The organism is Mesorhizobium sp. M0960 (assembly GCF_040319055.1).
Lineage (GTDB): Bacteria > Pseudomonadota > Alphaproteobacteria > Rhizobiales > Rhizobiaceae > Mesorhizobium.
This window is the reverse complement of the sequence record NZ_JAMYNN010000001.1, coordinates 918,836-943,169: the sequence shown is the minus strand read 5'-3', so window position 1 is coordinate 943,169 and position 24,334 is coordinate 918,836. Positions and strand designations below refer to the sequence as shown.

The following is a 24,334-nucleotide window of genomic DNA, read 5'->3' as shown; positions in this document are numbered from 1 at the left end:
TTCGCTCTAATCATCCAACACCCAAGTATCCTTCGTGCCGCCGCCTTGCGAGGAATTGACGACCAGCGAGCCTTCCTTGAGCGCTACTCGCGTCAGTCCACCGGGCACGATCTGGATACGGTCGGACACCAGCACATAGGGGCGCAGATCGACATGGCGCGGCGCCAGCCCCTTGTCCGTCAGGATCGGACAGGTCGACAGCGCCAGCGTCGGCTGGGCAATGTAGTTCGACGGTTTTGCCGCGAGCTTTTTGGAAAAATCCTCGCATTCCTTCTTAGTCGCCGCAGGTCCTACCAGCATGCCGTAACCGCCGGACCCGTGGACCTCCTTGATCACCAGTTCGTCGATGTGCTCCAGCACATATTTCAGGCTGTCCGGTTCCGAGCAGCGCCAGGTCGGGATGTTGCCGAGCATCGCCTTGCGGCCGGTGTAGAATTCGACGATTTCGGGCATGTAGGAATAGATCGCCTTGTCGTCGGCAATGCCGGTTCCGGGCGCATTGGCGATCGTGATATTGCCGGCGCGGTAGACGTCCATAATGCCCGGCACGCCAAGGGCTGAGTCCGGGCGGAAGGTCAGCGGATCGAGGAACGAGTCGTCGACGCGCCGGTAGAGCACGTCGATCTGCTTGTAGCCCTCGGTCGTGCGCATCGCGACATGGCCATCGACGACGCGCAGATCCTGCCCTTCGACGAGTTGCACCCCCATCTGGTCGGCAAGGAAAGCATGTTCGAAATAGGCCGAGTTGAAGCTGCCCGGCGTCAGCACGGCAATGGTCGGCGCGCCCTTGGTGCTTTGCGGCCGCACTGCGGCCAGCGACTGGCGCAAGAGCTGCGGATAATTCTCCACCGGCCGCACCTTGATCTGCTGGAACAACTCGGGAAAGAGCTGCATCATCGTCTCGCGGTTCTCCAGCATGTAGGAGACGCCGGACGGCGTGCGCGCATTGTCCTCCAGCACGTAGAACTCGTTCTCGCTGATGCGTACGATGTCGACGCCGATGATATGGGTATAGACGCCGGCCGGCGGCCGCACCCCGATCATTTCGGGCAGGAACGCCTCGTTCTTGGCGATCAACTCCTTCGGCACGCGGCCGGCACGCAAGATTTCCTGACGATGGTAGATGTCGTCGAGAAAGGCGTTCAGCGCCTGGACGCGCTGCTCGATGCCTTGCGTCAGCCGTCGCCATTCGTTGCCGGAAATGATGCGCGGAACGATGTCGAAGGGTATCAGCCGCTCCGATGCTTCCTGCTCGCCGTAAACGGCGAATGTGATGCCGGTCTTGCGAAAGACGCGTTCGGCGTCCTGCATCTTCTCGTTAAGCCTGGCCGGGTCCTGTTCCTTCAGCCAGCGATCGTAAGCCGAATACGGTTTTCTCAGCCCGGAAACTTCCGGAAGCATTTCATCGAACGCTGCCAATCGCATACTCCCCTGTGGCGCCATTTCACTGGCCTCGCTGGAGAAAATCAAGCGCAATCGGTGATTTGGTGGGCGCCGGCGATCAGTATATCGCTCTTGCCTAAAATTAAGGCAGTGCCGATAGGGCCGTAGTCAGGCTTTGCTTCGTGTCCGGGCAGATGCCGGATGCGGATCAAAACGCGCGAAAGGTGACGACCGTGAACGTGTCTTTGATGCCGGGAAGAATCTGCACTTTCTCGTTGACGAAGTGGCCGATGTCTTCCTCGTCGTCGACATAGAATTTGGCGAGCAGGTCGTAGTTTCCGGCTGTCGAGTAGATTTCGGAAGCGATCTCGGCATCGGCCAGGGCGCTGGCAACGTCATAGGCCTTGCCCAGATCGCACTTTATCTGCACGAAAAATGCTTTCATTGCCTGGTCCTGCCCAACATCGCACGCTCTAGGTAAAATCGAGCGGCCCTTGTGGCAGACTGCCGCCCGGCTTTCAAGCATCGGCCATCGCTCAGGCTGTTCTAGCCTCGACAATGCTTTCTCGGTCTGGACACAGCTCGCGGCGCCGAATGTTTGCGCTCGGCTGAAACCCTCGAGCACTGCAAAGCGTATAGTATCATGTACCTCGGACAGCGATTTCTCAGGGACAACGGAGACAGGCCATGCGCCGCGCGTTTTTCGCATTCGCAGTCGTTCCATTCATTTTCGCATCCCAGGCCTTTGCTGGCGACGCCGAAGTCAAGGCGGCGCAAACGGTCATCGATGGTCAATTGAAGGCCTTCATCGCCAACGACGGAGCGACGGCCTACAGCTTTGCCGCACCAAATGTGAAACGCATCTTTCCAACTGTCGATACCTTCATGAACATGGTGACCAACGGCTACCCGCCGGTGCGCCAACCGCAGACCTACTCCTTCGGCAAGGTTCGCGAGACGAGCCCGACCTCGATCATCCAGCAGGTGCTGATCGTCGGCCCGGATGGCAAGGACTATGAGGCGGTCTACACGCTCGAACTACAGCCTGACGGCAGCTTTCGGATCACCGGCTGCAGCCTGCGCGCGTCCACGTCGCTCAGCACCTGAGGGTGCTTGAGGAGGGCAAAGTTGTCTCAATCCTGTCGCCGGTAGAGCGTCCAGCTCAGGCCTGAAAACCCCCAGTGTCTCGACGCGTCGGCCCGTTCATACGCCAAAGCGCATGCGGCCGTCGGTTCAACATGTTCGGCTTGCTTGTCCACATCCCCCTCGAGGATCAGCCAAGCCGGCCGGTCGGCGCACATCCTGTTTTCCGGAACCAGCCAAGCCCGACGATCCGTCCGCGCCGCAAAATAATCGACGACCATGGCGGTGCGGAAATCACTGTTGCTCGCATAGGCGGCAGCGCCGTTCCTGGTCATTTCATCGACCATAGCAGCGTACGAGCCGCGTCCGTACTGATAGAATTGGAGCAGCGACGAAATGCTTCCACTCACCACGATCGCCAGTGCTCCCACCGCAAATAGCCTGGCAGTCCCGCGAGCAGCCAAGCCGCGACCGATCATCTCGCCGGCCCAGAGCAGCAGCAATGTTCCGCTGATGATGAAATAGCGCGGAAACTCGAGATTGGGCAGATGTGTCGCCGCCATGAGCAAAGGCAGTCCGATAATCCCGATGACATAGAGGCTGGCCCGGCGATCGCACCAGACACCAGCGGAGAGGCCAACAAGACCGCAGGCGGCAACGATATACGGCCAGTCGCCGAACCAGGGGGGCAGCCCGAACAGAGAGCGGATCATTCCGCCATAGCCCTGCGCGAAGGCGGCAATCGAGAACGGCGAAACACCACCGACACTGAAGCCGAACAGCCTGCCGCCGATAAACACGCAGGCAGCCAGCGGCAGCACGGCAAGCAAGGCCGGCAGGAAGATCGACGCCAGATCCGCAACGACACGGCTGACCCTCGCCGTACGCTGCCAGGCGAGCCACGCGGTCCAGATTGCGAGGACTGCCACCATTCCGATCATGGTGAGATGGCATAGGAACCCGAAAAGGATCGCCGCTGCCAAGGCCGTGCCAGACAACCGTTTGTTGTCGAGCCGGCGCTCCAGAAAAACCACCGAAAGCAGCGTGAAGAGCACAAGGCCGGCATAGCCACGCGCCTCCGAGCCGTAGTGCACCATCGGATAGCTCACGGCAAACAACAGGCTTGTGGCAATCATCGCCCGTCGTCCGTGCGGTGCGGCGGTCGCTGCCGCCGCAACTGTCGTGGCAACACCTAGTGCTATCGACAGGCCTCGCTGGATCAAAGGCGAAGCGTCGGGGCCGATGAGATAGAGATAGACCGAGTTGAGGAAATGATTGTTGTCGTGATTGACGCGCCAGAATATCTGGTCGATCGAGGTCAGCGGCTCAATCAGCGCAAAGCTCCAGATCTCGTCCAGCCAAAGGTCGCCGCCCGCGCCAAGCAAGCGCAAAACCAAGCCGGTCACGGCGATGACCAGAACGGCAAGCAACGACCCCGCCGTCCATTGCTGGACCGCCACGGAGGGCGAAGGCGAAGGCTCGGCGCTGCCATTCGTCCGCACCGTCGTGCCAGGAACTGAAACTTGCCCCGAAACGAACAGGTTCTTGATCCTCGCCCGATGTCGTCCGGCAATGCTTATTAGGCAGACGTTTCAAAACAGTTCATGGCAGGTGCGACTCCTCCCTGGAGCCGGATTCCTGGCGAGCACGCCTACCGGACGGGGAGGTCACCGTTTGCCCATTGCTGCGTGATGATCTCAGCTTGTCCGGCGAACCTGCCAGCCCCGATCGCTTCGCGAACGTCGCGCATCAGCTGCTGGTAGTAGGACAGATTGTTCCAGGTCAGGAGCATCGCCCCGAGCGCCTCTTGCGAGCGCACCAGGTGGTGCAGATAGGCGCGCGAATAGTCGCGTGCGGCCGGGCAGTCGCTTTCCTCATCGAGCGGGCGCGGATCGTCGGCATGGCGGGCGTTGCGCAGATTGACCTTGCCGCGCCGTGTATAGGCAAGGCCATGCCGCCCTGCCCGCGTCGGCATCACGCAGTCGAACATGTCGATGCCGCGCGCCACCGACTTCAAGATGTCGTCCGGCGTACCGACACCCATCAGGTACCGCGGCCGGTCAGCCGGCAACTCCGGGCAAGTGATGTCGAGCATCTCCAGCATCACCGCTTGCGGCTCGCCGACGGCCAACCCGCCGACCGCGTAGCCCTTCAGCTCCATCGCCTTCAGCGCCTGCGCCGAGCGCAGCCGCAGGTCCGGTATATCGCCGCCTTGCACAATGCCGAACATCGCCTTGCCGGGCTGCTCGCCGAACGCCGTCTTGCAGCGCTCGGCCCAGCGCAACGACAACTCCATGGCACGCTCGATCTCTTTTTCCTTGGCCGGCAGCGCCGTGCACTCGTCGAGTTGCATCTGGATGTCTGAATCGAGCAGCCCCTGGATCTCGATGGAACGCTCCGGCGACATCTCGTAGGCGCCGCCGTCGATATGCGAACGAAAGGTCACGCCGTTCTCGGTCAGTTTCCTCAGCTTCGACAGCGACATCACCTGGAAGCCGCCGCTGTCGGTGAGGATCGGATAGGGCCAGCGGGCGAATTCATGCAGGCCGCCGAGCCGAGCCACGCGCTCGGCGCCGGGTCTCAGCATCAGGTGGTAGGTATTGCCAAGGATGATGTCCGAGCCGACACCGCGCACCTGATCCATATACATGGCTTTCACCGTGCCGCCGGTGCCGACCGGCATGAAAGCGGGCGTGCGGATTTCCCCGCGCGGCATGGTGATTGAGCCGCGCCGGGCTCTGCCTTCGGTCGCCAGCACCTTGAAGGCGAATGCGTTAGTCATTGAATTCCCTAGCCATCGAACTCCTTGTCGAACACCGGCGCGTCCGGAGCCTGTCGGTCGAGCGACTGCCGGTAGCGGATGCAGCCGCGCATGAATTTCGGCCAGGGCGGCACGGCAATCGCCGGCTCGGTCTTTTCGGGTAAAAGCGACCAGAGGTCGGGGTGATGCCAGCACAGATCATGGCCGGTGGCGTCGCGGTGTTGGCGGATGCCGGCGCGCAGTTTCCTGACCTCGGCGAGCAAGGCTTCGCGGCCGAAAGTTTCCAGGTCATCGTCCATCGTTATCCTCCCTGAACAGAAGACTTGCGTCTCCATAGGAATAGAACCTGTAGCGGTTCTCAATGGCATGCGCATAGGCCGCGTGCATCGTCTGCAAACCGCAGAAGGCCGAAACCAGCATGAACAGCGTCGAACGCGGCAGATGGAAATTGGTCATCAGCATGTCGGCGGTCTTGAAGCGATAGCCGGGCGTGATGAAGATGTCGGTCGGGCCTGACCATGCGGCCAGCCTGCCGTCCTTGCCAGCCGCGCTCTCCAACAAACGCAGCGATGTCGTGCCGACAGCGATAATGCGCCCTCCTTTTGCTCTCGCCGCATTCAGCGCCTCGGCGGTTTCCGGGCTGACCGAACCGGTTTCGGCGTGCATCTTGTGGTCGGCGGTGTCGTCCGCCTTCACCGGCAAAAACGTGCCGGCGCCGACATGCAGCGTGACGAAACGGCGCTCGATGCCATTGGCGTCGAGCGCGGCAAACAGCTCCGGCGTGAAATGCAGCCCCGCCGTCGGCGCGGCCACGGCGCCCTCCTCCCTGGCATAGATGGTCTGGTAATCGCTGCGGTCGCGCTCGTCGTCGTCACGCTTGGAGGCGATGTAGGGCGGCAGCGGGATGTGGCCGACGGCGTGCAGAGCCTCATCGAGGAACGGACCCGACAGGTCGAAGCCGAGCAGCACCTCGCCACCTTCACCCTTCTCGATCACGGTCGCGTCGAGCTGGCCGAGAAAGCAGGAATTGGCATCATGACCGAAATGGATGCGATCGCCGGCGGCGACGCGCTTGCCCGGCCGCATGAAGGCGAGCCACCGGTCGGGCGCCGTCCGCATGTGCAGCGTGGCTTCGACCTGCGCCGCTGCCTCGCCGCGCCGCCTGATGCCTTTCAGCTGCGCAGGAATGACCTTGGTGTCGTTGAAAACCAGCACATCACCAGCCTTGAGCAGGGACGGCAGGTCGCGCACGGTCATGTCCTCGAGCCCCGCGCCCGGCCTGACCACCAGCATTCTGGCACTGTCGCGCGGCTCGGCTGGGCGAAGCGCGATGCGCTCCTCCGGCAGATCGAAGTCAAAAAGGTCGACGCGCAAGAAATCCCCGCCTCAAGGTTCCGGGCAGGTCACCGCCCAGGCGCCGACACCGTCTATGCTCAATGTGCCGCCCATCGCGAAACTGGACTGCTCGCTGGCCTTGACCAGCCGCAATCTGGCGACGATCGAGCTGAGGCCCTCATCAGTGAGATCGATCAGCATACGCTCGTCGTCCTCGAATGCCTGTCCGACGATGACTTTCGTTGAACCCGGCTGGCCGTCCGTGGTCCATGTCTTGCCGCCGGCATCCAGCCACACGCGCGCCACTGCAATGACGGCTGTGTGTCCCATCAACACGTCGATCGATGCCGCGCCGCCGTCGGCGCTGCAAACGATCGATTCCGTCGCCACCGCCGGAGTGGCCGCCGCGACGAGCACAAATGCGATGGCCGCGACAGCCCGGCTGGTCATTTCACGTCGGCCGCGACCTTGAGCGACACGATCTTGTCGGGATCCTGCACCGGTTCGCCGCGCTTGATCTTGTCGACATTGTCCATGCCTTCGATGACCTGGCCCCACACCGTGTACTGGCGGTTGAGGAAGGCGGCATCGTCGAAGCAGATGAAGAACTGCGAATTGGCCGAGTTCGGGTTCTGCGAGCGCGCCATCGAGCAGGTGCCGCGGCCGTGGTTGGCGTTGGAGAACTCGGCCTTCAAGTCGGGCTTGTCGGAACCGCCCGTACCGGCGCGGGTCGGCGCGAAAGACGGCTTATTGGAATTGCCGAATTTCACGTCGCCGGTCTGCGCCATGAAGCCGTCGATGACGCGGTGGAAGACTACGCCGTCATAGGCGCCTTCGCGCGCCAGCTCCTTGATGCGGCCGACATGGCCGGGCGCCAGGTCTGGGAACAATTCAATGACGACCTTGCCCTTGGTCGTGTCCATGATAAGCGCGTTCTCGCGGTCCTTGATCTCGGCCATGTCAGAATATCCTTTTGAAACTTGGGTTTACTTGCCATCCGCGGCGATGCGCACCTTGATCATGCGATCGGGATCGGTCACCGTCCCGTTCTGCGCCTCGTCGCCTTTCTTGATGTGGTCCACCAGCTCCATGCCGCTGACGACATTGCCGACGATGGTATACTGGCCATCGAGCGGCGGTGCCGGCGCGAACATGATGAAGAATTGCGAATTGGCGGAATTCGGATCGTTGGAGCGGGCCATGCCGACCACGCCGCGCTGGTAGTGTTCGGTGCTGGAGAATTCGGCCGGCAGGTCGGGAAGATCGGAACCGCCGGTGCCGACGGCGTCGGCATTGAAGCCGCTCTTCATGTTGCCGAACTTGACGTCGCCGGTCTGCGCCATGAAGCCGTCGATGACGCGGTGGAAGGCGACGTTGTCGTAGGCGCCCTGGCGCACCAGCTTTTTGATCTGCGCGACGTGTTTCGGCGCAAGGTCGGGCCTCAGCGCGATGGTCACGTCGCCGTCCTTCAGCGTTACGATCATGGTGTTTTCGGGATCGGCGGCAAACGCCGACACCGATGCGGTCACAAGACCGGCAAGCATGACAAGCAAGAAGGCAAGCTTTTTCAGCTGCATGGGATCTTTCTCCGAATATCTTCGTTCATGCATGTCGTTACCCAAAACCGGGCTCCACTTTTGGGCGACATGCATTTATTTCGCGAATTTGGCGGTGAGCGCGCCGGCCACGGCCGCCGGCACGAAGTGGCGGATGTCGCCTCCCATCGAAGCTATCTGGCGCACAAGTGTGGCGGTAATGGTGCGCACCGAGGGGCTGGCGGGCAGGAAGACCGTCTGCAGCTCCGGCGCCATGGTCTCGTTCATGCCGGCCATCTGCATCTCGTAGTCGAGATCGGTGCCGTCGCGCAGGCCGCGGATCATGATCGAGGCGCCATGCTTCCTGGCCGCGTCGATGACCAGACCGTCGAAGGCGACCACTTTGATGCGCGCACCGTCGCTGCCGAATTCCGCCTTCGTTGCCGTTTCGATCAGATCGATCCGTTCCTCGAAGGAAAACAATGGCTTCTTGCCGGGATGGATGCCGATCGCCGCATAGATGGTGTCCGCCACGGCCAGCGACGCCTTCAGCACGTCGAGATGGCCGTTGGTCAGCGGGTCGAAAGAGCCGGCATAAAGGGCGATGCGTTCGGTCATGGCAGGTGCTTCTAGCGAGCCTCTCCCCTAAAGGCAAATCCGATCGGCAGGCCCGCCCCATGAACCTTTTGGCCGACGTGAACGACAGATGAATGTGCCGCTCACAACGGCTTCACGCAGTGTTCACTAAGTTGCAGCTTCGAAAGATGAAACCAAACACCCATCTAACCGTTGTTAGGCGCAGGAGAACACGCACATGCTGATCTACATGCTCGCCACCGCAATGACCGTCGCCATGCTGATCGCTACCGTATTCGGGTTGCATCAGGAAGCACAGCGAGTCCGCGCCAAGGCCAATACCAAACGGTTCGAAGGCTTCGGCATCCGCAAGCCTTATCGCCACTTCTAGATTGCTGGGGTTTCTTGAGAACGCCGGCCCATAGGGCTGGCGCCGTCGCGGCAAACTCACTCGACGGTACTGTCAGGCTCCCCACCTTCGGCATCGGTAGCAGCGCCACCTTCAGCATCGACACTCTCTTCGATCTCTTCGTCGGCTTGCGGCTCTGAAATCCGCTCCACCGAAACGACCTTCTCGCCCTCTGCGGTATTAAAGATCGTAACGCCCTTGGTGGCGCGGCTGGCAAAACGAATGCCGTTGACCGGGACGCGGATGACGGTGCCGCCATCCGAAACCAGCATGATCTGATCGTCATTGCCGACCGGGAAAGTCGCCACCAGGCGGCCGATTTCGGCCGTTTTCGACACGTCGGTGGCGCGGATACCCTTGCCGCCACGGCCGGTCAGACGGAAATCGTAGGACGACGAACGCTTGCCGTAGCCATATTCCGTAACCGTCAGCACGAACTGCTCATGTGCCTTGAGGAATTCGTAGCGCTCGTCGGAAAGCTCCGCCTCTTCGCCGACCTCCTCATTGGTAAGCTGGATTTCTTCCTCCTCACCGGCGGCAATGTCGACGACAAGCCGGCGTTCAGCCACCACCCGCTTGAGGTAGGCGGCCCGCTCGGCCGGCGGCGCATCGACATGCTCGATCACCGCCATCGAGATCACCCGGTCGCCATCGGCCATGGCTATGCCGCGTACACCGACCGAATTGCGGCTCTGGAAGACGCGTACGTCGCTGACCGAAAAGCGAATGCACTGGCCGGAACTTGCCGTCAAAAGCACGTCGTCATTGTCGGTGCAGGTTTCGACGCCGAGGATCTCGTCGCCTTCCTCGTCCAGCTTCATGGCGATCTTGCCGTTGCGGTTGACCTGGACGAAGTCCGAAAGCTTGTTGCGACGCACCGTGCCGCGCGTGGTGGCGAACATCACGTCGAGCTCGCCCCAGCTCGTCTCATCCTCCGGCAGCGGCATGATGGTGGTGATGCGCTCGCCCTGTTCGAGCGGCAGCATGTTGATCAGCGCCTTACCGCGCGATTGCGGGTTGCCGATCGGGAGGCGCCAGACCTTTTCCTTGTAGACGATACCGCGTGAGGAGAAGAACAGCACCGGCGTGTGCGTGTTGGCGACGAACAGCCGAGTGACGAAATCCTCGTCCTTGGTCGACATGCCGGAGCGGCCCTTGCCGCCGCGGCGCTGCGCCCGGTAGAGCGACAGCGGCACGCGCTTGATGTAGCCGGAATGGCTGACGGTGACGACCATGTCCTCGCGCTGGATGAGGTCCTCGTCTTCCATGTCGGCCCCGCCCTCGGCGAGCTCGGTGCGGCGCGGTGTGCCGAACTCGTCGCGCACGGCGATGAGTTCGTCCTTGACGATCTGCTGGATGCGGGCGCGGGACGACAGGATGTCCAGGTAATCCTTGATCTCGTCGCCGATCGTATTCAGCTCGTCCGCGATCTCGTCGCGGCCGAGCGCGGTCAGGCGCTGCAGGCGCAGTTCGAGGATGGCGCGGGCCTGCTCCTCGGAGAGATTGTAGGTTCCGTCCTCGTTGATGCGATGGCGCGGATCGTCGATCAACAGAATCAGCGATTCCACGTCGCCCGAAGGCCAGCGCCGCTCCATCAACTGCTCGCGCGCCGTCTGCGGGTCCGGCGCCGTGCGGATCAGCTTGATGACTTCATCGATGTTGGCAACAGCAATGGCAAGGCCGACCAGCACATGGGCGCGGTCGCGCGCCTTGCGCAGCAGGAATTTCGTGCGCCGGCTGATCACCTCCTCACGGAAGGCGACGAACGCCTTCAGCATGTCGGTCAGCGTCAGCAATTCCGGCTTGCCGCCGTTCAGCGCCACCATATTGGCGCCGAAGGACGTCTGCAGCGGGGTGAAGCGGTAAAGCTGGTTGAGGATGACATCGGCGACGGCGTCGCGCTTCAGTTCGATAACGACGCGGTAACCCTGGCGGTCGCTCTCGTCGCGAATGTCGGAAATGCCCTCGATGCGCTTATCGCGCACCAGCTCGGCCATCTTCTCGATCATCGACGCCTTGTTCACCTGGTAGGGAACCTCGGTGATGACAATCGATTCACGGTCGTTGCCGCGTGGCTCGACGTTGACGCGGCCGCGCATGACGATGGAACCGCGGCCTGTCGAATAGGCGCTGTAGATGCCGGAGCGGCCAAGCACGATGCCGCCGGTCGGGAAATCCGGTCCAGGAATGATCTCCATCAGCGCCGGCAGGTCGATCGCCGGATTGTCGATGAGGGCAATGGCGCCGTTGCAGACCTCGCCCAGATTGTGCGGCGGGATGTTGGTGGCCATGCCGACGGCGATACCGCCGGAGCCGTTGACCAACAGGTTCGGGAAGCGCGCCGGCAGGACTTTCGGTTCGCTGCCCGACGCATCGTAAGTGTCCTGGAAATCGACGGTGTCCTTGTCGATGTCTTCCAGCAACTCATGCGCGACCTTGGTCAGCCGCGATTCCGTGTAGCGCATCGCCGCCGGCGGATCGCCGTCGATCGAGCCGAAATTGCCCTGCCCGTCGATCAGCGGAACGCGCAGCGACCAATCCTGCGCCATGCGCACCAAAGCGTCATAGATCGAGGCGTCGCCATGCGGATGGTATTTACCCATCACGTCGGCGACCGGGCGTGCCGATTTCACATATTTGCGGTTCCAGTGATAGCCGCTCTCATAGGCGGCGTAGAGGATGCGGCGATGCACCGGCTTGAGGCCGTCGCGCACGTCCGGCAGCGCACGGCTGACGATTACGCTCATGGCGTAATCGAGATAGGAGCGCTGCATCTCCTCGATGATGGATATCGGCTCGATGCCGGTGGGGCCGCCGTCGGCGCCGCGCGGTGTCTTTTGGTCGGTCAAATCGGATCACAATCTAATCAGGAATCACTTGGTGCTTATATAGGAAGCCGGCCCGAAACTCCAATAATCGCGGCAGTTTTCCAGTGTCGTTTTTAGCGGCAAATTCAAAAGGATACACCAATTGCGACGATATGGCCGTGGCACCCTTTCACGAGCGTCGCCGGCGGGCGCGATAAGTTCCCGGCGTCTCGCCCATCAGCCGCCGGAAACGGCGGTTGAAGGTTGATAGATCGTTGAATCCCGCCGCAAAGGCGATCGCCGAGATCGCCTGATCTGACGTCCGCAGCCGCACGGCTGCCCTGTGCAGCCGCGCTCTCAGCAGGAACTGATAGGGCGTCATGCCGCCAACGTGCCGGAAGGTGCGCAGGAAATGGTAAGGGCTGGTGGCGGTCTCGTCGGCGAGTTCGGCAAGCGAGATCGGCCGGTCGGCATCGATTTCGATGCGGCGCACCGCTTCGGCGACACGCTTCTGGTCACGGCGACTTGGCGCCCGTCCCCGATCCGTATCGCCGCAAGCCGCTGTCACGGCTGCGCCGGCAATGCGCAGGGCGAGTTCCTCGAACGCGCCGGTGTCGGCCATCTCGCGCGCCGCCTCCGCTTCGGCGAGCAGCGGCACCAGCGCCGACAAAGGCGGCAGGCGCGGCATGCTGAAATCAAGCTGCTTTGCGCCCGCGTCGGCGACGATCCGCTCCATATAGGCCAGTCCGAAATGGAAGGAGAGGCAGCGGTCGCCGGTGCCATGCTCATGCCCGCATTCGTAGCAGGTGCCGGGATTGCCGAGCAGGAGCGCGCCCGGCGCCAGCATCGCCGTGCCCTGGCGCGCACGATAGCGGAACGTGCCGCTGGTCACGGCGGCGACGCAGAAATCCCGATGCTCCTCCTCGAATGGCCTGTCGGCGGCACTAGCGATGCAGACGACATCCAACACCTGCCAGCCTCGGCCCGACGCCAGCCTATGCGCGCTCGTCGTCATCGCCGAAACATAGCAATTTTTCCCAAGCGCAGAACCCCGGTCGGCCTCTATGCTTACCGGTCTCCTGACAAGATGAGAGCGAAGCCATGTCCAATTCCTTTGCCAAGGCCCTGCACAGCGATAGGCCCGTACCGGCCCTTGCCGAGAAACTGAACCTTTATGGCCGCTTCGTCGGCGCCTGGACGTTCGACGCCACGCGCCATCTCGAGGACGGCCAGGTGCTGACCGGGCGCGGCGAAGTGCATTTCGGCTGGGTGCTCGAGGGCCGCGCGATCCAGGACGTATGGATCCTGCCCGCTCGCGACGCCGGCCCCTCGCCGTCGCTCGGCAAATGGACCTTCTATGGCACGACGTTGCGCGTCTATGACTCAGGCGTCGACGCCTGGCACATCTTCTGGAGCGACCCGCGCAACCAGTATTACAGCCGCCAGCTGGGCCGCGTCGAAGGCGACACGATCGTCCAATTGGGCGCAGACGGCACCGGCGCTTCGGTACGCTGGAGCTTTTCCCGGATCACCGGAGATTCCTTCCGCTGGCTGGGCGAGCGCTCGTATGACGACGGCGCCACCTGGCGTGTCGAAGTCGAGTTTCTGGCGCGGCGCGCCGCCAGCCCCTGATCCGCACGGTTTCCACTGGCACCGCTTTGCTCTACCAATCCCGTTATCCGGCATTGCCGGCGGGGAGGGTCAGCATGCCGAGCTTCGACAGCCTGTTCAACGCCTTCGTCACCATACTGGTGACGATCGATCCGCCCGGCCTGGCGCCGCTCTTCCTCGCCGTGACCCGCGGCATGAACCGCGAGGAGCGCAACCAGGTCTCCGTGCGCGCCTCGGTCATCGCCTTCCTGGTGATGGCGTTGTTCGCAGTCGCCGGCGCGTCGATCCTGTCAGTCTTCGGCATCACCCTGCCGGCCTTCCGCGTCGCCGGCGGCTTTCTGCTGTTCTTCATCGCCTTCGAAATGGTGTTCGAGCGCCGGCAGGACCGCAAGGAGAAGATCGGCGATGTCGCCATCACCAGGGACATGATCCACAACATCGCCGCCTTTCCGCTGGCGATCCCGCTTATTGCGGGTCCCGGCGCGATTTCGGCGACCGTCCTGCTCTCAAGCTCGTTTCAGGGTTTTAGCGCGCAGACAGCACTTGTCGGCATCATCGCGATCTGCCTTGTCATCACCTACCTGGTGTTCGTGCTGTCAGAGCGCATCGACCGTATCCTCGGCCAGACCGGCCGTTCGATCCTCACGCGGCTGCTTGGCGTCATACTGGCGGCGCTCGCCGTGCAGTTCGTCGCCGACGGCATCAAGGCACTGATGGCGACGTAGGAACCGCCCTACTTCGCCGTCTCGATCACTTCGAAGTCATGGGTGATCACGGCGGTCTTGGCCATCATTGCCGAGGCCGAGCAGTATTTCTCGATCGAAAGCTCGATCGCGCGCTTTACCTTGTCGTGCGACAGCGCCCGGCCCTTGACGACGAAATGCATGTGGATGCGGGTGAACACCTTGGGATCGGCTTCTGCACGGTCGGCATCGAGTTCGACGACGCAATCTTCGACCGCCTCGCGCCCCTTTTCCAGGATATGGACCACGTCATAAGCCGAACAGCCGCCGGTGCCGATCAGCACCAGCTCCATTGGGCTCGGCCCCGGCGTCTTGCCCTCCGGCCCGAACGCAGTGCCTAGCACCAGCTTGTGCCCACTGGCGGACTCGCCGACGAAAGTGCGCTCCTCGACCCATTTGACCCTTGCTTTCACTGATCCGTCCTTTCACCGCTCAAACGCACAACGTCCCGAAAATCCAAGACAGATTTTCGGGACGCCATTTCGTGGCCAAGGTGCTGGCGCTTTTCGCCGCAAGGGCAGTCCGCCCCGAGAAATCAGAACGGGATTTCGTCGTCCAGTTCGCGCGACGAACCACCGCCGGTGCCCTTGTTGGCGCCACCGCGATTGAAACTTTCTCCCGGGCCGGACTGGCCGAAATCGGACCCGCGGCTGGCACCACCACCGGCATAGTTGCCGACCTGGCCGCCGCCCTCGCCCCGTGCATCGAGCATCTGCAGCTCGCCGCGGAATTTCTGCAGCACGATTTCGGTCGTATAGCGGTCATTGCCGGTCTGGTCCTGCCACTTGCGCGTCTGCAACTGGCCCTCGACGTAGACTTTCATGCCCTTCTTCAGATACTGCTCGGCCACCTTGGCGATCTGATCGTTGAAGATCACGACATTGTGCCACTCGGTCTTTTCCTTGCGCTCTCCGGAAGTCTTGTCGCGCCAGCTTTCCGACGTCGCGATGCGGATGTTGACAACCGGGTCACCCGAATTCAGGCGGCGGATTTCAGGGTCCGCCCCGAGGTTGCCCACCAGAATGACCTTGTTGACGCTACCCGCCATGATACTTCTCCGCGCTCATCCGAAACCAGATTTCTGTCGCTGCACCTTACAGGCTATGGATAAGCCCTGCCTGCCGTCGCTGCCTTTTCCCACAACGTTTTTGTTCTCTTTTCGTTCTATAGTACAGGCCCTGCACTGTCAATAGTTGTCAGCAAGAAGTAGTGTCTTGGCGTCGAATTTCCACAGACCATGGGATCGAGGCGAACGCATGAAGACGGTTGCGCATGACGATCAGCCGCAAGAAGAATGGCGGGCGGGGGTAAAGACCCGAATGCATGTCTCGGCTCGCAACGGCGCAACTCAACTTTGCATATTCGAACAATGGGTCGAACCAGCGGTTGGCGCCCCGACACATTGGCACCCGGTCGAGGAAGTGCTTACCGTCATCGCTGGCAAGGCCGAGATGTGGATCGACGAAGAGCATGTCGTCTTGACTGCCGGACAGTCGCTTGTTGTTGCCGCGCGCAGGCGACATGGCTTCCGAAACGTCGGCTCCGAAATGCTTCATATCCATGCCGTGCTCGCGTCATCAGTTTTCGAGGCGACGTTCAACGGATCCCCTGACATGGTGAGACGCTGGCTTCCAGCGAGTTTGTAAAACCTCGCCCGTCTTAAAAAACACCGCCTGTCTTAAAAACACGGCTTGCCAAACCGATAAGTATCGACTTATGCTTTTGACATGATCGAAGCAGAGATTTTTCGGGCACTGGCCGATCCGACGCGTCGCGCCGTCTATGAGCGGCTCGCCGGCGGCGAGATGACGGTGTCGGAACTGCGCACTGGCATGCCGGTATCGCAGCCGGCGGTATCGCAACACCTCGCCGTGCTGCGCGGCGCCGGCCTCGTGGTCGAGCGCCGGGCCGGTCGCAACGCCTATTACCGCGCCGATCCGAAGGGGCTTGCGCCACTGCTCGGCTGGATCGAACGCTACCGCGCGTTCTGGCCAGAGCGCATCGAAAGGCTCAAGACGGTTTTGAAGGACATGGACCAATGACCAGCCGAGGCAAAGAACGCGCGGAAATGGCGGCAGACAAGATCGAGTTCGAGTGCGAGCTGCCGGAGCCGCCGGAAAAGGTGTGGCGGGCGCTGACGGTGCCGGACCTGCTCGCGGCCTGGATGATGCCGAACGACATTGAACCAAAGATCGGTAGCCGCTTTGCCTTTAAAGCGCCGGAGGCGCCGATCGAATGCGAAATCCTCGACGCCGATCCCGGACGGCTGCTGCGCTATTCCTGGCGAGAACGGCCGGCGCCCGGCGATACACAGGCGCCGCCCGGCAGCCCGGTGGACAGCCCAATGGACGACAGCCCGGTGGACAGCATCGTCACCTTTACGCTCGATCGCACCCTTTCCGGCGGCACGCATCTGCGCATCGTCCATGATGGTTTTGCTCGGGCAGCGATGCCGGAGATCGCGATGGCAGGCGCCGGCTGTCGGCTTTCGTTTGAAGCGCGCAATCCCAGGCACAAGCAGATCGCCGCCAACATCCCGCGCCTCTTCCTGCGCGCGGCCTGAACGACAATAGTCAACGGAGAGAAACGATGAGCGGCCTTGCCAATCTGGTGCCGATGGTGATCGAGCAGTCGAGCCGCGGCGAACGCGCCTTCGACATATTTTCGCGGCTGCTGCGCGAGCGCATCGTCTTCATCAACGGCCCGATCGACGACGGCACCTCGGCGCTGGTCTGCGCCCAGCTTCTGTCGCTGGAATCCGACAATCCCGACAAGGAGGTCTCCCTCTACATCAACTCGCCGGGCGGCGTGGTGACCAGCGGTTTCGCCATCTACGACACGATGCAGTACATCAGCTGCCCGGTCTCCACCGTCTGTATGGGCTTCGCCGCCTCGATGGCCTCGTTCCTCTTGATGGCGGGCACGCCGGGGCGGCGCATCGCATTGCCCAACGCCAGCATCGTGCTGCATCAGCCTCTCGGCGGTTTCCAGGGCCAGGCCTCCGACATCCAGCGCCATGCCGAGGGCATCCTTCGCACCAAGCGGCGCATGACCGATCTTTACGCCCAGCATTGCGGCCGCACCTACGAAGAAGTGGAACGCACGCTCGACCGCGACTTTTTCATGACCGCGCAGGAGGCCAAGGATTGGGGCCTCGTCGACCATGTTTTCGACACTCGCAAACAGGCCGCGTGAACGAGCGAAGGCGGCGGCCGGCACTGAGGCGACTGAGCGCCCAGCAATTTCAGGGCAGTCGGTCTGGTCTTGCCGCTATCGCGGCACTATAGTCCGGTGATGATCGCGAACCGTCCATGCAGCCTGTTATGCGTTGCCGTCGCCACAGTTGCCGGCACGAACATGCTGGTGGGCATGGCACTTGCCCAAGATAATTCGACGTCTTCGCAACGGGGCGCCCTGCCCGGTGTGACCAGCGACTATCGCATCGCCGAGCCAGCGCCGCAGCCAGAGCCAGACGACGCAGTTCCCAGCAGCGGCAACGGCACGTTCAAGATCGGCGATACCGAAGTTCGGATTTCCGGTAGCATAACCATCGATGTCGCTACCGGCGGGATCAGGCCTCCCAGCCGCTAAGTTCGCCTGGTATGCACCACAAATGTGCGCTTCAAACGAACAGCCCCGCCATTGCTTGTGCAACTGACGGGGCTTCTTGGATCTGAAATCCAAATTGCCGGGAGTGTACTGCCGGCTTTTTATTTCGGATGCTTCGCGGCGTTCAGCCGACGATCCGACTAGCAGTCTCTGATTGTTGTGGGGATCGGCAAGTCAACGTTGGCAGATAGCGCAAAACGCCTGACCTGGCCACTTATACCTGCCGCGGCTCCAGCGACACGTGGAGCCTCAAGGAACTATCCGGTGGAGTCATGCCTCTGCTCTCCTTCTGTTCATTGTGACTGTCGTCGTCGAAGCGCTCATCGCATAACCCGCGGCGTCTCGCAGGCCGCGAGGCCATCGAAAGACGGCCGGCTTCGTTGACGTTTGGAGTCTGCCCCCGTGACGCATGGACGTCAACCTTGAATAGCCGATTACCGAAAAATGTGATCGCGAGACGCTTTGTGAAGCCGGCTGTACGGGCAGCTTTTGTCAGGAGCGTGTTCGGCCTTTGTTCTTTCCGCTTGCCCGTTCGCGCGAAAGGCGGTTAAACGCTTTGGTCGAGAGTTGTGGCGTCTCTCGAAAAGGCGGCGAAATTACCTACATAGGGGGTGGTCGGGAAAACCCGCCCATCCCACGAATTCCAGATTCTGAGGCGGCGACCGGCGATGGCCGACCATAAATATCTCTCCATTCGCGGGGCACGCGAACACAATCTGAAGAATGTCGATCTCGACCTGCCGCGTGACAGCCTGATCGTCATGACCGGCCTGTCGGGGTCCGGCAAGTCGTCGCTTGCCTTCGACACCATCTATGCCGAAGGCCAGCGCCGCTATGTCGAGAGCCTTTCGGCCTACGCACGGCAATTCCTCGAGATGATGCAGAAGCCGGACGTCGACCAGATCGACGGCCTGTCGCCGGCCATCTCCATCGAGCAGAAGACCACCTCGAAGAACCCGCGCTCGACGGTCGGCACCGTCACCGAGATCTACGATTATATGCGGCTTTTGTTCGCCCGCGTCGGCATCCCCTATTCGCCGGCCACCGGCCTGCCGATCGAGAGCCAGACGGTTTCGCAGATGGTCGACCGGGTGCTTGCGGTCGAAGAGGGCACCCGGCTGTTCATCCTGGCACCGATGGTGCGCGGCCGCAAAGGCGAGTACCGCAAGGAACTGCTCGAGCTGCAGAAAAAGGGTTTTCAGCGCGTCAAGGTCGACGGCGTCTTCTACGAGATCGCCGACGTGCCGGCGCTGGACAAGAAGTACAAGCACGACATCGACGTCGTCGTCGACCGCATCGTCGTGCGCGGCGATCTGGCGACGCGGCTCGCCGATTCCATCGAGACCGCGCTGAAGCTGGCCGACGGGCTGGCGGTGGCGGAATTTGCCGACAAGCCGCTCGACGCCAGCCAGACCGGCGAGGATTCGGTCAACAAGTCGAAGAACGAGACGCATGAGCGCATGCTGTTCTCGGAAAAATTCGCCTGCCCGGTGTCCGGCTTCACCATTCCCGAGATCGAGCCCAGGCTGTTCTCGTTCAACAATCCGTTCGGCGCCTGCCCGACCTGTGACGGGCTCGGCAGCCAGCGCGCCATTGACGCCAGCCTGGTCGTGCCCGACGAGAATGTCTCGCTGCGTGCCGGCGCCGTCAGCCCGTGGGCGAAGTCGACCTCACCCTATTATGCGCAGACGCTGGAAGCGCTGGGCGTTGCCTATGGCTTCAAGCTCGGCGACAAGTTCAAGGATTTGAGCGAAGAGGCAAAGCAAGCCATCCTGCACGGCACTGGCGAGCGCGAAATCGCCTTCCAGTATGATGACGGGCTGCGCTCCTACAAGACGACCAAGACCTTCGAGGGCGTCATCCCCAATCTCGAGCGCCGCTGGAAGGAAACCGAATCCGCCTGGATGCGCGAGGAGATCGAGCGCTTCATGTCGGCCACGCCCTGCCCGGCCTGCCGCGGCTACCGGCTGAAGCCCGAGGCGCTCGCAGTCAAGATCGCCGGCAAGCACATTGGCGAGGTCACCGAGCTGTCGATCCGCAAGGCTGACCAGTGGTTCACCGATTTGCCTGCTTCGCTTAACGACAAGCAGAACGAGATCGCAGTGCGCGTGCTCAAGGAAATCCGCGAGCGGCTGCGCTTCCTCAACGATGTCGGTCTCGACTATCTGACGCTGTCGCGCAACTCCGGCACGCTGTCGGGCGGCGAGAGCCAGCGCATCCGCCTCGCTTCGCAGATCGGCTCCGGCCTGACCGGCGTGCTCTACGTGCTCGACGAGCCGTCGATCGGCCTGCATCAGCGCGACAATGCCCGCCTGCTCGACACGCTGAAGCATCTGCGCGACATCGGCAACACGGTCATCGTCGTCGAGCACGACGAGGATGCCATCCTGCATGCCGACTACGTCGTCGATATCGGCCCGGCCGCCGGCATCCATGGCGGTCACATCATCGCCCAGGGCACACCGCAGCAGATCATGGCGACTCCCGCCTCGATCACCGGCAAATATCTGTCGGGCGAGCTCGAAGTGGCGACGCCTGCGGTTCGGCGCGAGGCGAAAAAGAACCGCCGGCTGAAGGTCGTCGGCGCGCGCGGCAACAATCTGAAGAACGTCACCGCTGAAATCCCGCTCGGCACGTTTACCGCCGTCACCGGCGTGTCCGGCGGCGGCAAGTCGACCTTCCTGATCGAGACCTTGTTCAAGGCGGCGTCACGCCGCATCATGGGCTCGCGTGAGCATCCTGCCGATCACGACCGCATCGAAGGGCTGGAATTCCTCGACAAGGTCATCGATATCGACCAGTCGCCGATCGGGCGCACCCCGCGCTCCAACCCTGCAACCTATACCGGCGCCTTCACGCCGATCCGCGACTGGTTCGCCGGCCTGCCGGAGGCCAAGGCGCGCGGCTACCAGCCGGGCCGTTTCTCGTTCAACGTCAAGGGCGGCCGCTGCGAGGCCTGCCAGGGCGACGGCGTCATCAAGATCGAGATGCATTTTCTGCCCGACGTCTATGTCACCTGTGATGTCTGCCACGGCAAGCGCTACAACCGCGAGACGCTCGACGTGCTGTTCAAGGGCAAGTCCATCGCCGACGTGCTCGACATGACGGTCGAGGAAGGCGTCGATTTCTTCGCCGCCGTGCCCGGCGTGCGCGACAAGCTGGAGACGCTGAAACGGGTCGGCCTCGGCTACATCCATGTTGGCCAGCAGGCGACGACTTTATCGGGCGGCGAAGCGCAGCGCATCAAGCTCGCCAAGGAACTGTCGCGCAAGGCAACCGGCAAAACGCTCTACATCCTCGACGAACCGACCACCGGCCTGCATTTCCACGATGTCGCCAAGCTGCTTGAAGTGCTGCACGAGCTGGTCGACCAGGGCAACACGGTCGTCGTCATCGAGCACAATCTGGAGGTGATCAAGACCGCTGACTGGGTTCTCGATCTTGGCCCCGAAGGTGGTGACGGCGGCGGCGAGCTGGTGGCGTCCGGCACGCCTGAGGACATCGTTCGCGAAAAGCGCAGCTATACCGGGCAGTTCCTGAGGGAATTGCTGGAACGGCGCCCCGGAGGCAAGCGCGAAGCGGCGGAGTGATGGCAAAGAACGGTCTCATCACGGTCCAAAGCCGCTTCGGCGTGGCCGAAACCATAGATCGCCTGGCCGAGACTGTGGAACGTGCAGGATTGCTGGTCTTCGCCCGCATTGACCACGCCGCCGGTGCGCGCAATGTCGAAACATCACTGCGTCCAACCCAACTCCTGATTTTCGGCAATCCCAAAGGCGGTACGCCACTGATGCAGGACCGGCAGCTTGCCGGCATCGATCTGCCGGTCAAGGCGTTGGCCTGGGAGGACGAGCAAGGCAAGGTCTGGCTCTCCTACAATGACGCACACTGGCTGGCGGAACGCCACGGCTTGGGCGACGCTAGTCGCAATGCCGTCGCTGCGATCGCCGCCGGCATGGACAAGGTGATTGCGGCCGCTGCCGGCGCGGGCCAGTTTTGATCATGAGAGCCGCTCGGGCCGATGATCTCCCTACGGTGATCTCGCTCACCACCGACGCCTACGCGCCCTACACTGCCCTGTTCGGAGCGCCGCCGATCCCCGTCACCGAGGACTATGCGCCGCGCATAGAACGCGGCGAGGTCTGGCTTTCGGAGCAGGACGGACAGCCGGCCGGCCTGATCGTTCTCGAACGGCACGATGACCACACAATGATCTTCAGCGTCGCCGTTGCGCCCGCCTTTCAAGGCAAGGGTTTCGGCATCGGGCTGCTCGACTGGGCCGAGCAACAGACGCGCCTGTGGAGCTTGCCTGAAATCCGACTCTACACCAATTCCAGAATGGAACGGAACGTTTCGTTGTATAAGGCCTACGGCTTTCGCGAAACGGGTCGCCGGCCCAATCCATATCGGCCAGGATGGACGGTCGTCGACATGGCGAAAGCCGTCGAGACGACCGCCATCGCGTGATCCTTTTCTGCAAACCGGGAGGACTACCATGACTCAATCAGGAACAATCCGCGCTGGCATGGGCGGTTGGACCTTCGAGCCCTGGGACACGTCCTTCTACCCGGACAAATTGTCGAAGGCCAAGCAGCTGAATTACGCCAGCCGGCAGGTGCCGACCATCGAGGTCAACGGCACCTATTATTCGAGCTTCAAGGAACCGACCTTCGTCAAATGGGCCAACGAGGCGCCGGATGGTTTCGTCTATTCGCTGAAGGGCAACCGCTTCGTCACCAACCGCCGCGTGCTCGGCGAGGCCGGCGAATCGGTGACGCGCTTCCTCGGGTCGGGCGTCGCGGCACTTGGCGACAAGCTTGGGCCGATCTTGTGGCAGTTCGCGCCGACCAAGAAATTCGACCCGGACGACTTCGAGGCCTTCCTCAAGCTATTGCCTGAGAAGCAGGACGGCGTTGCGCTGCGCCACGCGGTCGAGGTGCGCAACGACAGCTTCGTCGTGCCCGAGTTCGCCGCTTTGGCTCGCAAGCACAAGGTGGCGATCGTTTTTGCTGATCATGCTAAATATCCAGCGATTGCCGACGTCACCGGCGATTTCATCTATGCGCGGCTGCAGACCGGCAGCGACGACAATCCCGATTGCTATACGCCCAAGGCGCTCGACGAATGGGCGGCCCGTGCCAAGACCTGGGCTGATGGAAAGGTTCCGGCCGACCTGCCCCACGCCGACCCTTCAACCGACGCGCCGGTCAAGCCACGCGACGTGTTCGTCTACTTCATCACCGAGGGCAAGGTCCGCGCTCCATTCGGCGCCATCGCGCTGATGAAGCGGGTCGCAGGCTGACGCCCCGCTGTCGGCGGTCCGGCTGGCCGGCTCCTAGATTACCGCCTATGCGGCGCGCTCGTCCGGACGCCGATCAACCCTGACGATCTCGTTGAAAGCATCGAGATCGACATAGAAGACCTTGGTGATCTCCGCGATAAGTTCGTCGTGTTCATATCCCTGCGATTTCAGAATGTTGATGGCGGTTATGATGTCGACACGCTCCGTGAGCCGTCGTTTCTGGTAGTCCTCGACATAGCGCTCCATCATCTGGCCCTGGCTCCCAAGCACCCGAAATGTCGGACGACAACAGATCGCTGGAGGGAGCGGCTTGCGCGCAAGCGGCCCGCGCCTTCCCCTGATCTGCCAATTTGGAACTGGTACGGAAAGCGGCCGACTCACCAAGGCCAAGCAAAATCTAGCACGCAATCTTCGGCGCGCCAGAGTTGCAAAGTAATAGAATCAAAAAGAATTCAGACGGTCAGGAATTTCCGCACGTCCGCCCGGTCGAGATCCTCGGCGGGGCCGGTATGGACGATCTGGCCGCGGTCCATGATATTGACCTCGTCGGCCAATTCCCGGCAGAAATCGAGATATTGTTCGACCAAAAGCACGGCAATGCCGGCTTGGTCGCGCAGATAGCGGATGGCGCGGCCGATATCCTTGATGATCGACGGCTGGATGCCTTCGGTCGGCTCGTCGAGCACCAGCAGTTTCGGCCGCATCACCAGTGCCCTGCCGATGGCAAGCTGCTGCTGCTGGCCGCCGGACAGATCGCCGCCGCGGCGCGCGAGCATCTGCTTCAGCACCGGAAACAGCTCGAAGATGTGACCGGGAATGTTGCGGTCGGCGCGCTTCAGCGGCGCGAATCCCGATTCGAGGTTTTCCCGCACCGTAAGCAGTGGAAAGATCTCCCTGCCCTGCGGCACGAATGCGATGCCCGACCGGGCGCGATCATACGCCGCGCTCCGGTCGAGCGCCTTCCCCTCGAAGGCAACACTTCCGCTCGTCAGCCGGTGATGGCCGACGATCGATCTCATCAAACTGGTTTTGCCGACGCCGTTGCGGCCGAGCACACAGGTGATCTTGCCGGCGCCGGCCTTTAGCGAGACGCCGCGCAGCGCCTGGGCGGCGCCGTAATGCAGCGTGGCATTGGAGACTTCGAGCATGGTCAGCGCTTTCTCCAACGCCTGAAAAACGA

29 protein-coding genes are annotated in these 24,334 nt (G+C 62.2%); 13 read left to right on the top strand and 16 right to left on the bottom strand.

Annotated features, from left to right (window positions below):
- Positions 1-6 precede the first annotated feature (6 nt).
- On the bottom strand, positions 7-1,419 hold the full coding sequence (locus tag NKH63_RS04670) for a circularly permuted type 2 ATP-grasp protein (RefSeq protein WP_023717781.1): 1,413 nt from the start codon (positions 1,417-1,419) through the stop codon (positions 7-9).
- Positions 1,420-1,591: 172 nt separating this feature from the next.
- On the bottom strand, positions 1,592-1,828 hold the full coding sequence (locus NKH63_RS04665) for an Lrp/AsnC ligand binding domain-containing protein (RefSeq protein ID WP_023674883.1): 237 nt from the start codon (positions 1,826-1,828) through the stop codon (positions 1,592-1,594).
- A 242-nt stretch (positions 1,829-2,070) separates the two neighbouring features.
- On the opposite strand from NKH63_RS04665, the gene NKH63_RS04660 reads away from it, so the two are divergent.
- The gene (locus NKH63_RS04660; protein ID WP_023717782.1) at positions 2,071-2,490 is read left to right on the top strand and encodes a DUF4864 domain-containing protein; all 420 of its coding nucleotides are present in this window, start codon (positions 2,071-2,073) and stop codon (positions 2,488-2,490) included.
- A 26-nt stretch (positions 2,491-2,516) separates the two neighbouring features.
- Here the strand turns inward: NKH63_RS04660 and NKH63_RS04655 are convergent, their stop codons facing one another.
- The 8 genes from NKH63_RS04655 to coaD all read right to left on the bottom strand — a co-directional run bounded on the left by NKH63_RS04655 (position 2,517) and on the right by coaD (position 8,715).
- Positions 2,517-3,896 (bottom strand): glycosyltransferase family protein, encoded by a 1,380-nt coding sequence (locus tag NKH63_RS04655; protein WP_352482260.1) that lies wholly within the window; start codon positions 3,894-3,896, stop codon positions 2,517-2,519.
- 221 nt (positions 3,897-4,117) lie between these two features.
- Positions 4,118-5,248 (bottom strand): tRNA guanosine(34) transglycosylase Tgt, encoded by a 1,131-nt coding sequence (gene tgt, locus NKH63_RS04650; RefSeq protein WP_352482259.1) that lies wholly within the window; start codon positions 5,246-5,248, stop codon positions 4,118-4,120.
- 8 nt (positions 5,249-5,256) lie between these two features.
- On the bottom strand, positions 5,257-5,526 hold the full coding sequence (locus tag NKH63_RS04645) for a hypothetical protein (protein WP_023717785.1): 270 nt from the start codon (positions 5,524-5,526) through the stop codon (positions 5,257-5,259).
- Positions 5,516-6,601, bottom strand: coding sequence for a tRNA preQ1(34) S-adenosylmethionine ribosyltransferase-isomerase QueA (gene queA / locus NKH63_RS04640; protein ID WP_023717786.1), 1,086 nt, complete (start codon positions 6,599-6,601; stop codon positions 5,516-5,518). Before queA ends, NKH63_RS04645 begins: the two co-directional genes overlap by 11 nt.
- A 12-nt stretch (positions 6,602-6,613) precedes the next feature.
- A complete protein-coding gene (locus NKH63_RS04635) occupies positions 6,614-7,012 on the bottom strand; it encodes a hypothetical protein (RefSeq protein ID WP_023717787.1) in 399 nt (132 codons plus the stop codon).
- Entirely contained in the window at positions 7,009-7,521 is a 513-nt protein-coding gene (locus NKH63_RS04630; protein WP_023717788.1) for a peptidylprolyl isomerase, read from the bottom strand. Before NKH63_RS04630 ends, NKH63_RS04635 begins: the two co-directional genes overlap by 4 nt.
- A 27-nt stretch (positions 7,522-7,548) precedes the next feature.
- Entirely contained in the window at positions 7,549-8,139 is a 591-nt protein-coding gene (locus NKH63_RS04625; RefSeq protein WP_502896295.1) for a peptidylprolyl isomerase, read from the bottom strand.
- A 75-nt stretch (positions 8,140-8,214) separates the two neighbouring features.
- Positions 8,215-8,715: a pantetheine-phosphate adenylyltransferase gene (gene coaD / locus NKH63_RS04620; protein ID WP_352482257.1), complete on the bottom strand. Its 501-nt coding sequence runs from the start codon at positions 8,713-8,715 to the stop codon at positions 8,215-8,217.
- A gap of 196 nt (positions 8,716-8,911) precedes the next feature.
- Here coaD and NKH63_RS04615 point away from each other — a divergent pair, with 196 nt between their 5' ends.
- Positions 8,912-9,064: a hypothetical protein gene (locus tag NKH63_RS04615; RefSeq protein WP_023717791.1), complete on the top strand. Its 153-nt coding sequence runs from the start codon at positions 8,912-8,914 to the stop codon at positions 9,062-9,064.
- 56 nt (positions 9,065-9,120) lie between these two features.
- Here NKH63_RS04615 and gyrA read toward each other — a convergent pair whose 3' ends face one another.
- Positions 9,121-11,931, bottom strand: coding sequence for a DNA gyrase subunit A (gene gyrA / locus NKH63_RS04610; RefSeq protein ID WP_352482256.1), 2,811 nt, complete (start codon positions 11,929-11,931; stop codon positions 9,121-9,123).
- A gap of 148 nt (positions 11,932-12,079) precedes the next feature.
- A complete protein-coding gene (locus NKH63_RS04605) occupies positions 12,080-12,904 on the bottom strand; it encodes a helix-turn-helix transcriptional regulator (RefSeq protein WP_352482255.1) in 825 nt (274 codons plus the stop codon).
- A gap of 86 nt (positions 12,905-12,990) precedes the next feature.
- Here NKH63_RS04605 and NKH63_RS04600 point away from each other — a divergent pair, with 86 nt between their 5' ends.
- Positions 12,991-13,521, top strand: coding sequence for a hypothetical protein (locus NKH63_RS04600; protein WP_023717794.1), 531 nt, complete (start codon positions 12,991-12,993; stop codon positions 13,519-13,521).
- Between the two features lie 74 nt (positions 13,522-13,595).
- Positions 13,596-14,225: a MarC family protein gene (locus tag NKH63_RS04595; protein ID WP_023717795.1), complete on the top strand. Its 630-nt coding sequence runs from the start codon at positions 13,596-13,598 to the stop codon at positions 14,223-14,225.
- An 8-nt stretch (positions 14,226-14,233) separates the two neighbouring features.
- Here NKH63_RS04595 and NKH63_RS04590 read toward each other — a convergent pair whose 3' ends face one another.
- Entirely contained in the window at positions 14,234-14,656 is a 423-nt protein-coding gene (locus tag NKH63_RS04590; RefSeq protein ID WP_352482253.1) for an OsmC family protein, read from the bottom strand.
- 122 nt (positions 14,657-14,778) lie between these two features.
- Entirely contained in the window at positions 14,779-15,291 is a 513-nt protein-coding gene (locus NKH63_RS04585) for a single-stranded DNA-binding protein (RefSeq protein ID WP_023717797.1), read from the bottom strand.
- 208 nt (positions 15,292-15,499) lie between these two features.
- Between NKH63_RS04585 and NKH63_RS04580 the strand changes: the two genes are divergently transcribed.
- The 9 genes from NKH63_RS04580 to NKH63_RS04540 all read left to right on the top strand — a co-directional run bounded on the left by NKH63_RS04580 (position 15,500) and on the right by NKH63_RS04540 (position 23,154).
- On the top strand, positions 15,500-15,889 hold the full coding sequence (locus NKH63_RS04580) for a cupin domain-containing protein (protein ID WP_023717798.1): 390 nt from the start codon (positions 15,500-15,502) through the stop codon (positions 15,887-15,889).
- Between the two features lie 81 nt (positions 15,890-15,970).
- Positions 15,971-16,285 (top strand): ArsR/SmtB family transcription factor, encoded by a 315-nt coding sequence (locus tag NKH63_RS04575; protein ID WP_023717799.1) that lies wholly within the window; start codon positions 15,971-15,973, stop codon positions 16,283-16,285.
- Positions 16,286-16,311: 26 nt separating this feature from the next.
- Positions 16,312-16,806 (top strand): SRPBCC family protein, encoded by a 495-nt coding sequence (locus tag NKH63_RS04570; RefSeq protein ID WP_352917649.1) that lies wholly within the window; start codon positions 16,312-16,314, stop codon positions 16,804-16,806.
- A 26-nt stretch (positions 16,807-16,832) separates the two neighbouring features.
- On the top strand, positions 16,833-17,438 hold the full coding sequence (locus NKH63_RS04565; protein WP_352482251.1) for an ATP-dependent Clp protease proteolytic subunit: 606 nt from the start codon (positions 16,833-16,835) through the stop codon (positions 17,436-17,438).
- 99 nt (positions 17,439-17,537) lie between these two features.
- Positions 17,538-17,834, top strand: coding sequence for a hypothetical protein (locus tag NKH63_RS04560; RefSeq protein WP_352482305.1), 297 nt, complete (start codon positions 17,538-17,540; stop codon positions 17,832-17,834).
- A gap of 686 nt (positions 17,835-18,520) precedes the next feature.
- Positions 18,521-21,442, top strand: coding sequence for an excinuclease ABC subunit UvrA (gene uvrA, locus NKH63_RS04555; RefSeq protein ID WP_352482249.1), 2,922 nt, complete (start codon positions 18,521-18,523; stop codon positions 21,440-21,442).
- Positions 21,442-21,852 (top strand): DUF302 domain-containing protein, encoded by a 411-nt coding sequence (locus NKH63_RS04550; RefSeq protein ID WP_352482248.1) that lies wholly within the window; start codon positions 21,442-21,444, stop codon positions 21,850-21,852. The genes uvrA and NKH63_RS04550 overlap by 1 nt, the downstream gene beginning before the upstream one ends.
- The gene (locus NKH63_RS04545; RefSeq protein WP_352482247.1) at positions 21,849-22,319 is read left to right on the top strand and encodes a GNAT family N-acetyltransferase; all 471 of its coding nucleotides are present in this window, start codon (positions 21,849-21,851) and stop codon (positions 22,317-22,319) included. The genes NKH63_RS04550 and NKH63_RS04545 overlap by 4 nt, the downstream gene beginning before the upstream one ends.
- Before the next feature lie 28 nt (positions 22,320-22,347).
- Positions 22,348-23,154, top strand: coding sequence for a DUF72 domain-containing protein (locus NKH63_RS04540; RefSeq protein ID WP_352482246.1), 807 nt, complete (start codon positions 22,348-22,350; stop codon positions 23,152-23,154).
- 45 nt (positions 23,155-23,199) lie between these two features.
- On the opposite strand, the gene NKH63_RS04535 is transcribed toward NKH63_RS04540, so the two are convergent.
- Positions 23,200-23,400 (bottom strand): hypothetical protein, encoded by a 201-nt coding sequence (locus NKH63_RS04535; protein WP_023717807.1) that lies wholly within the window; start codon positions 23,398-23,400, stop codon positions 23,200-23,202.
- Positions 23,401-23,606: 206 nt separating this feature from the next.
- Entirely contained in the window at positions 23,607-24,302 is a 696-nt protein-coding gene (gene urtE / locus NKH63_RS04530; RefSeq protein WP_292502702.1) for an urea ABC transporter ATP-binding subunit UrtE, read from the bottom strand.
- Positions 24,303-24,334: the final 32 nt, after the last annotated feature.

What these genes read in the sequence shown, in the direction of transcription:
- NKH63_RS04665 (WP_023674883.1), bottom strand. Translation starts at nt 1,828, where the DNA reads ATGAAAGCATTTTTCGTGCAGATAAAGTGCGATCTGGGCAAGGCCTAT.
- NKH63_RS04660 (WP_023717782.1), top strand. Translation starts at nt 2,071, where the DNA reads ATGCGCCGCGCGTTTTTCGCATTCGCAGTCGTTCCATTCATTTTCGCA.
- tgt (WP_352482259.1), bottom strand. Translation starts at nt 5,248, where the DNA reads ATGACTAACGCATTCGCCTTCAAGGTGCTGGCGACCGAAGGCAGAGCC.
- NKH63_RS04645 (WP_023717785.1), bottom strand. Translation starts at nt 5,526, where the DNA reads ATGGACGATGACCTGGAAACTTTCGGCCGCGAAGCCTTGCTCGCCGAG.
- NKH63_RS04635 (WP_023717787.1), bottom strand. Translation starts at nt 7,012, where the DNA reads ATGACCAGCCGGGCTGTCGCGGCCATCGCATTTGTGCTCGTCGCGGCG.
- NKH63_RS04630 (WP_023717788.1), bottom strand. Translation starts at nt 7,521, where the DNA reads ATGGCCGAGATCAAGGACCGCGAGAACGCGCTTATCATGGACACGACC.
- NKH63_RS04625 (WP_502896295.1), bottom strand. Translation starts at nt 8,139, where the DNA reads ATGCAGCTGAAAAAGCTTGCCTTCTTGCTTGTCATGCTTGCCGGTCTT.
- coaD (WP_352482257.1), bottom strand. Translation starts at nt 8,715, where the DNA reads ATGACCGAACGCATCGCCCTTTATGCCGGCTCTTTCGACCCGCTGACC.
- NKH63_RS04615 (WP_023717791.1), top strand. Translation starts at nt 8,912, where the DNA reads ATGCTGATCTACATGCTCGCCACCGCAATGACCGTCGCCATGCTGATC.
- NKH63_RS04605 (WP_352482255.1), bottom strand. Translation starts at nt 12,904, where the DNA reads ATGACGACGAGCGCGCATAGGCTGGCGTCGGGCCGAGGCTGGCAGGTG.
- NKH63_RS04600 (WP_023717794.1), top strand. Translation starts at nt 12,991, where the DNA reads ATGTCCAATTCCTTTGCCAAGGCCCTGCACAGCGATAGGCCCGTACCG.
- NKH63_RS04595 (WP_023717795.1), top strand. Translation starts at nt 13,596, where the DNA reads ATGCCGAGCTTCGACAGCCTGTTCAACGCCTTCGTCACCATACTGGTG.
- NKH63_RS04585 (WP_023717797.1), bottom strand. Translation starts at nt 15,291, where the DNA reads ATGGCGGGTAGCGTCAACAAGGTCATTCTGGTGGGCAACCTCGGGGCG.
- NKH63_RS04580 (WP_023717798.1), top strand. Translation starts at nt 15,500, where the DNA reads ATGAAGACGGTTGCGCATGACGATCAGCCGCAAGAAGAATGGCGGGCG.
- NKH63_RS04575 (WP_023717799.1), top strand. Translation starts at nt 15,971, where the DNA reads ATGATCGAAGCAGAGATTTTTCGGGCACTGGCCGATCCGACGCGTCGC.
- NKH63_RS04570 (WP_352917649.1), top strand. Translation starts at nt 16,312, where the DNA reads ATGGCGGCAGACAAGATCGAGTTCGAGTGCGAGCTGCCGGAGCCGCCG.
- NKH63_RS04565 (WP_352482251.1), top strand. Translation starts at nt 16,833, where the DNA reads ATGAGCGGCCTTGCCAATCTGGTGCCGATGGTGATCGAGCAGTCGAGC.
- NKH63_RS04560 (WP_352482305.1), top strand. Translation starts at nt 17,538, where the DNA reads ATGATCGCGAACCGTCCATGCAGCCTGTTATGCGTTGCCGTCGCCACA.
- uvrA (WP_352482249.1), top strand. Translation starts at nt 18,521, where the DNA reads ATGGCCGACCATAAATATCTCTCCATTCGCGGGGCACGCGAACACAAT.
- NKH63_RS04550 (WP_352482248.1), top strand. Translation starts at nt 21,442, where the DNA reads ATGGCAAAGAACGGTCTCATCACGGTCCAAAGCCGCTTCGGCGTGGCC.
- NKH63_RS04540 (WP_352482246.1), top strand. Translation starts at nt 22,348, where the DNA reads ATGACTCAATCAGGAACAATCCGCGCTGGCATGGGCGGTTGGACCTTC.
- NKH63_RS04535 (WP_023717807.1), bottom strand. Translation starts at nt 23,400, where the DNA reads ATGGAGCGCTATGTCGAGGACTACCAGAAACGACGGCTCACGGAGCGT.
- urtE (WP_292502702.1), bottom strand. Translation starts at nt 24,302, where the DNA reads ATGCTCGAAGTCTCCAATGCCACGCTGCATTACGGCGCCGCCCAGGCG.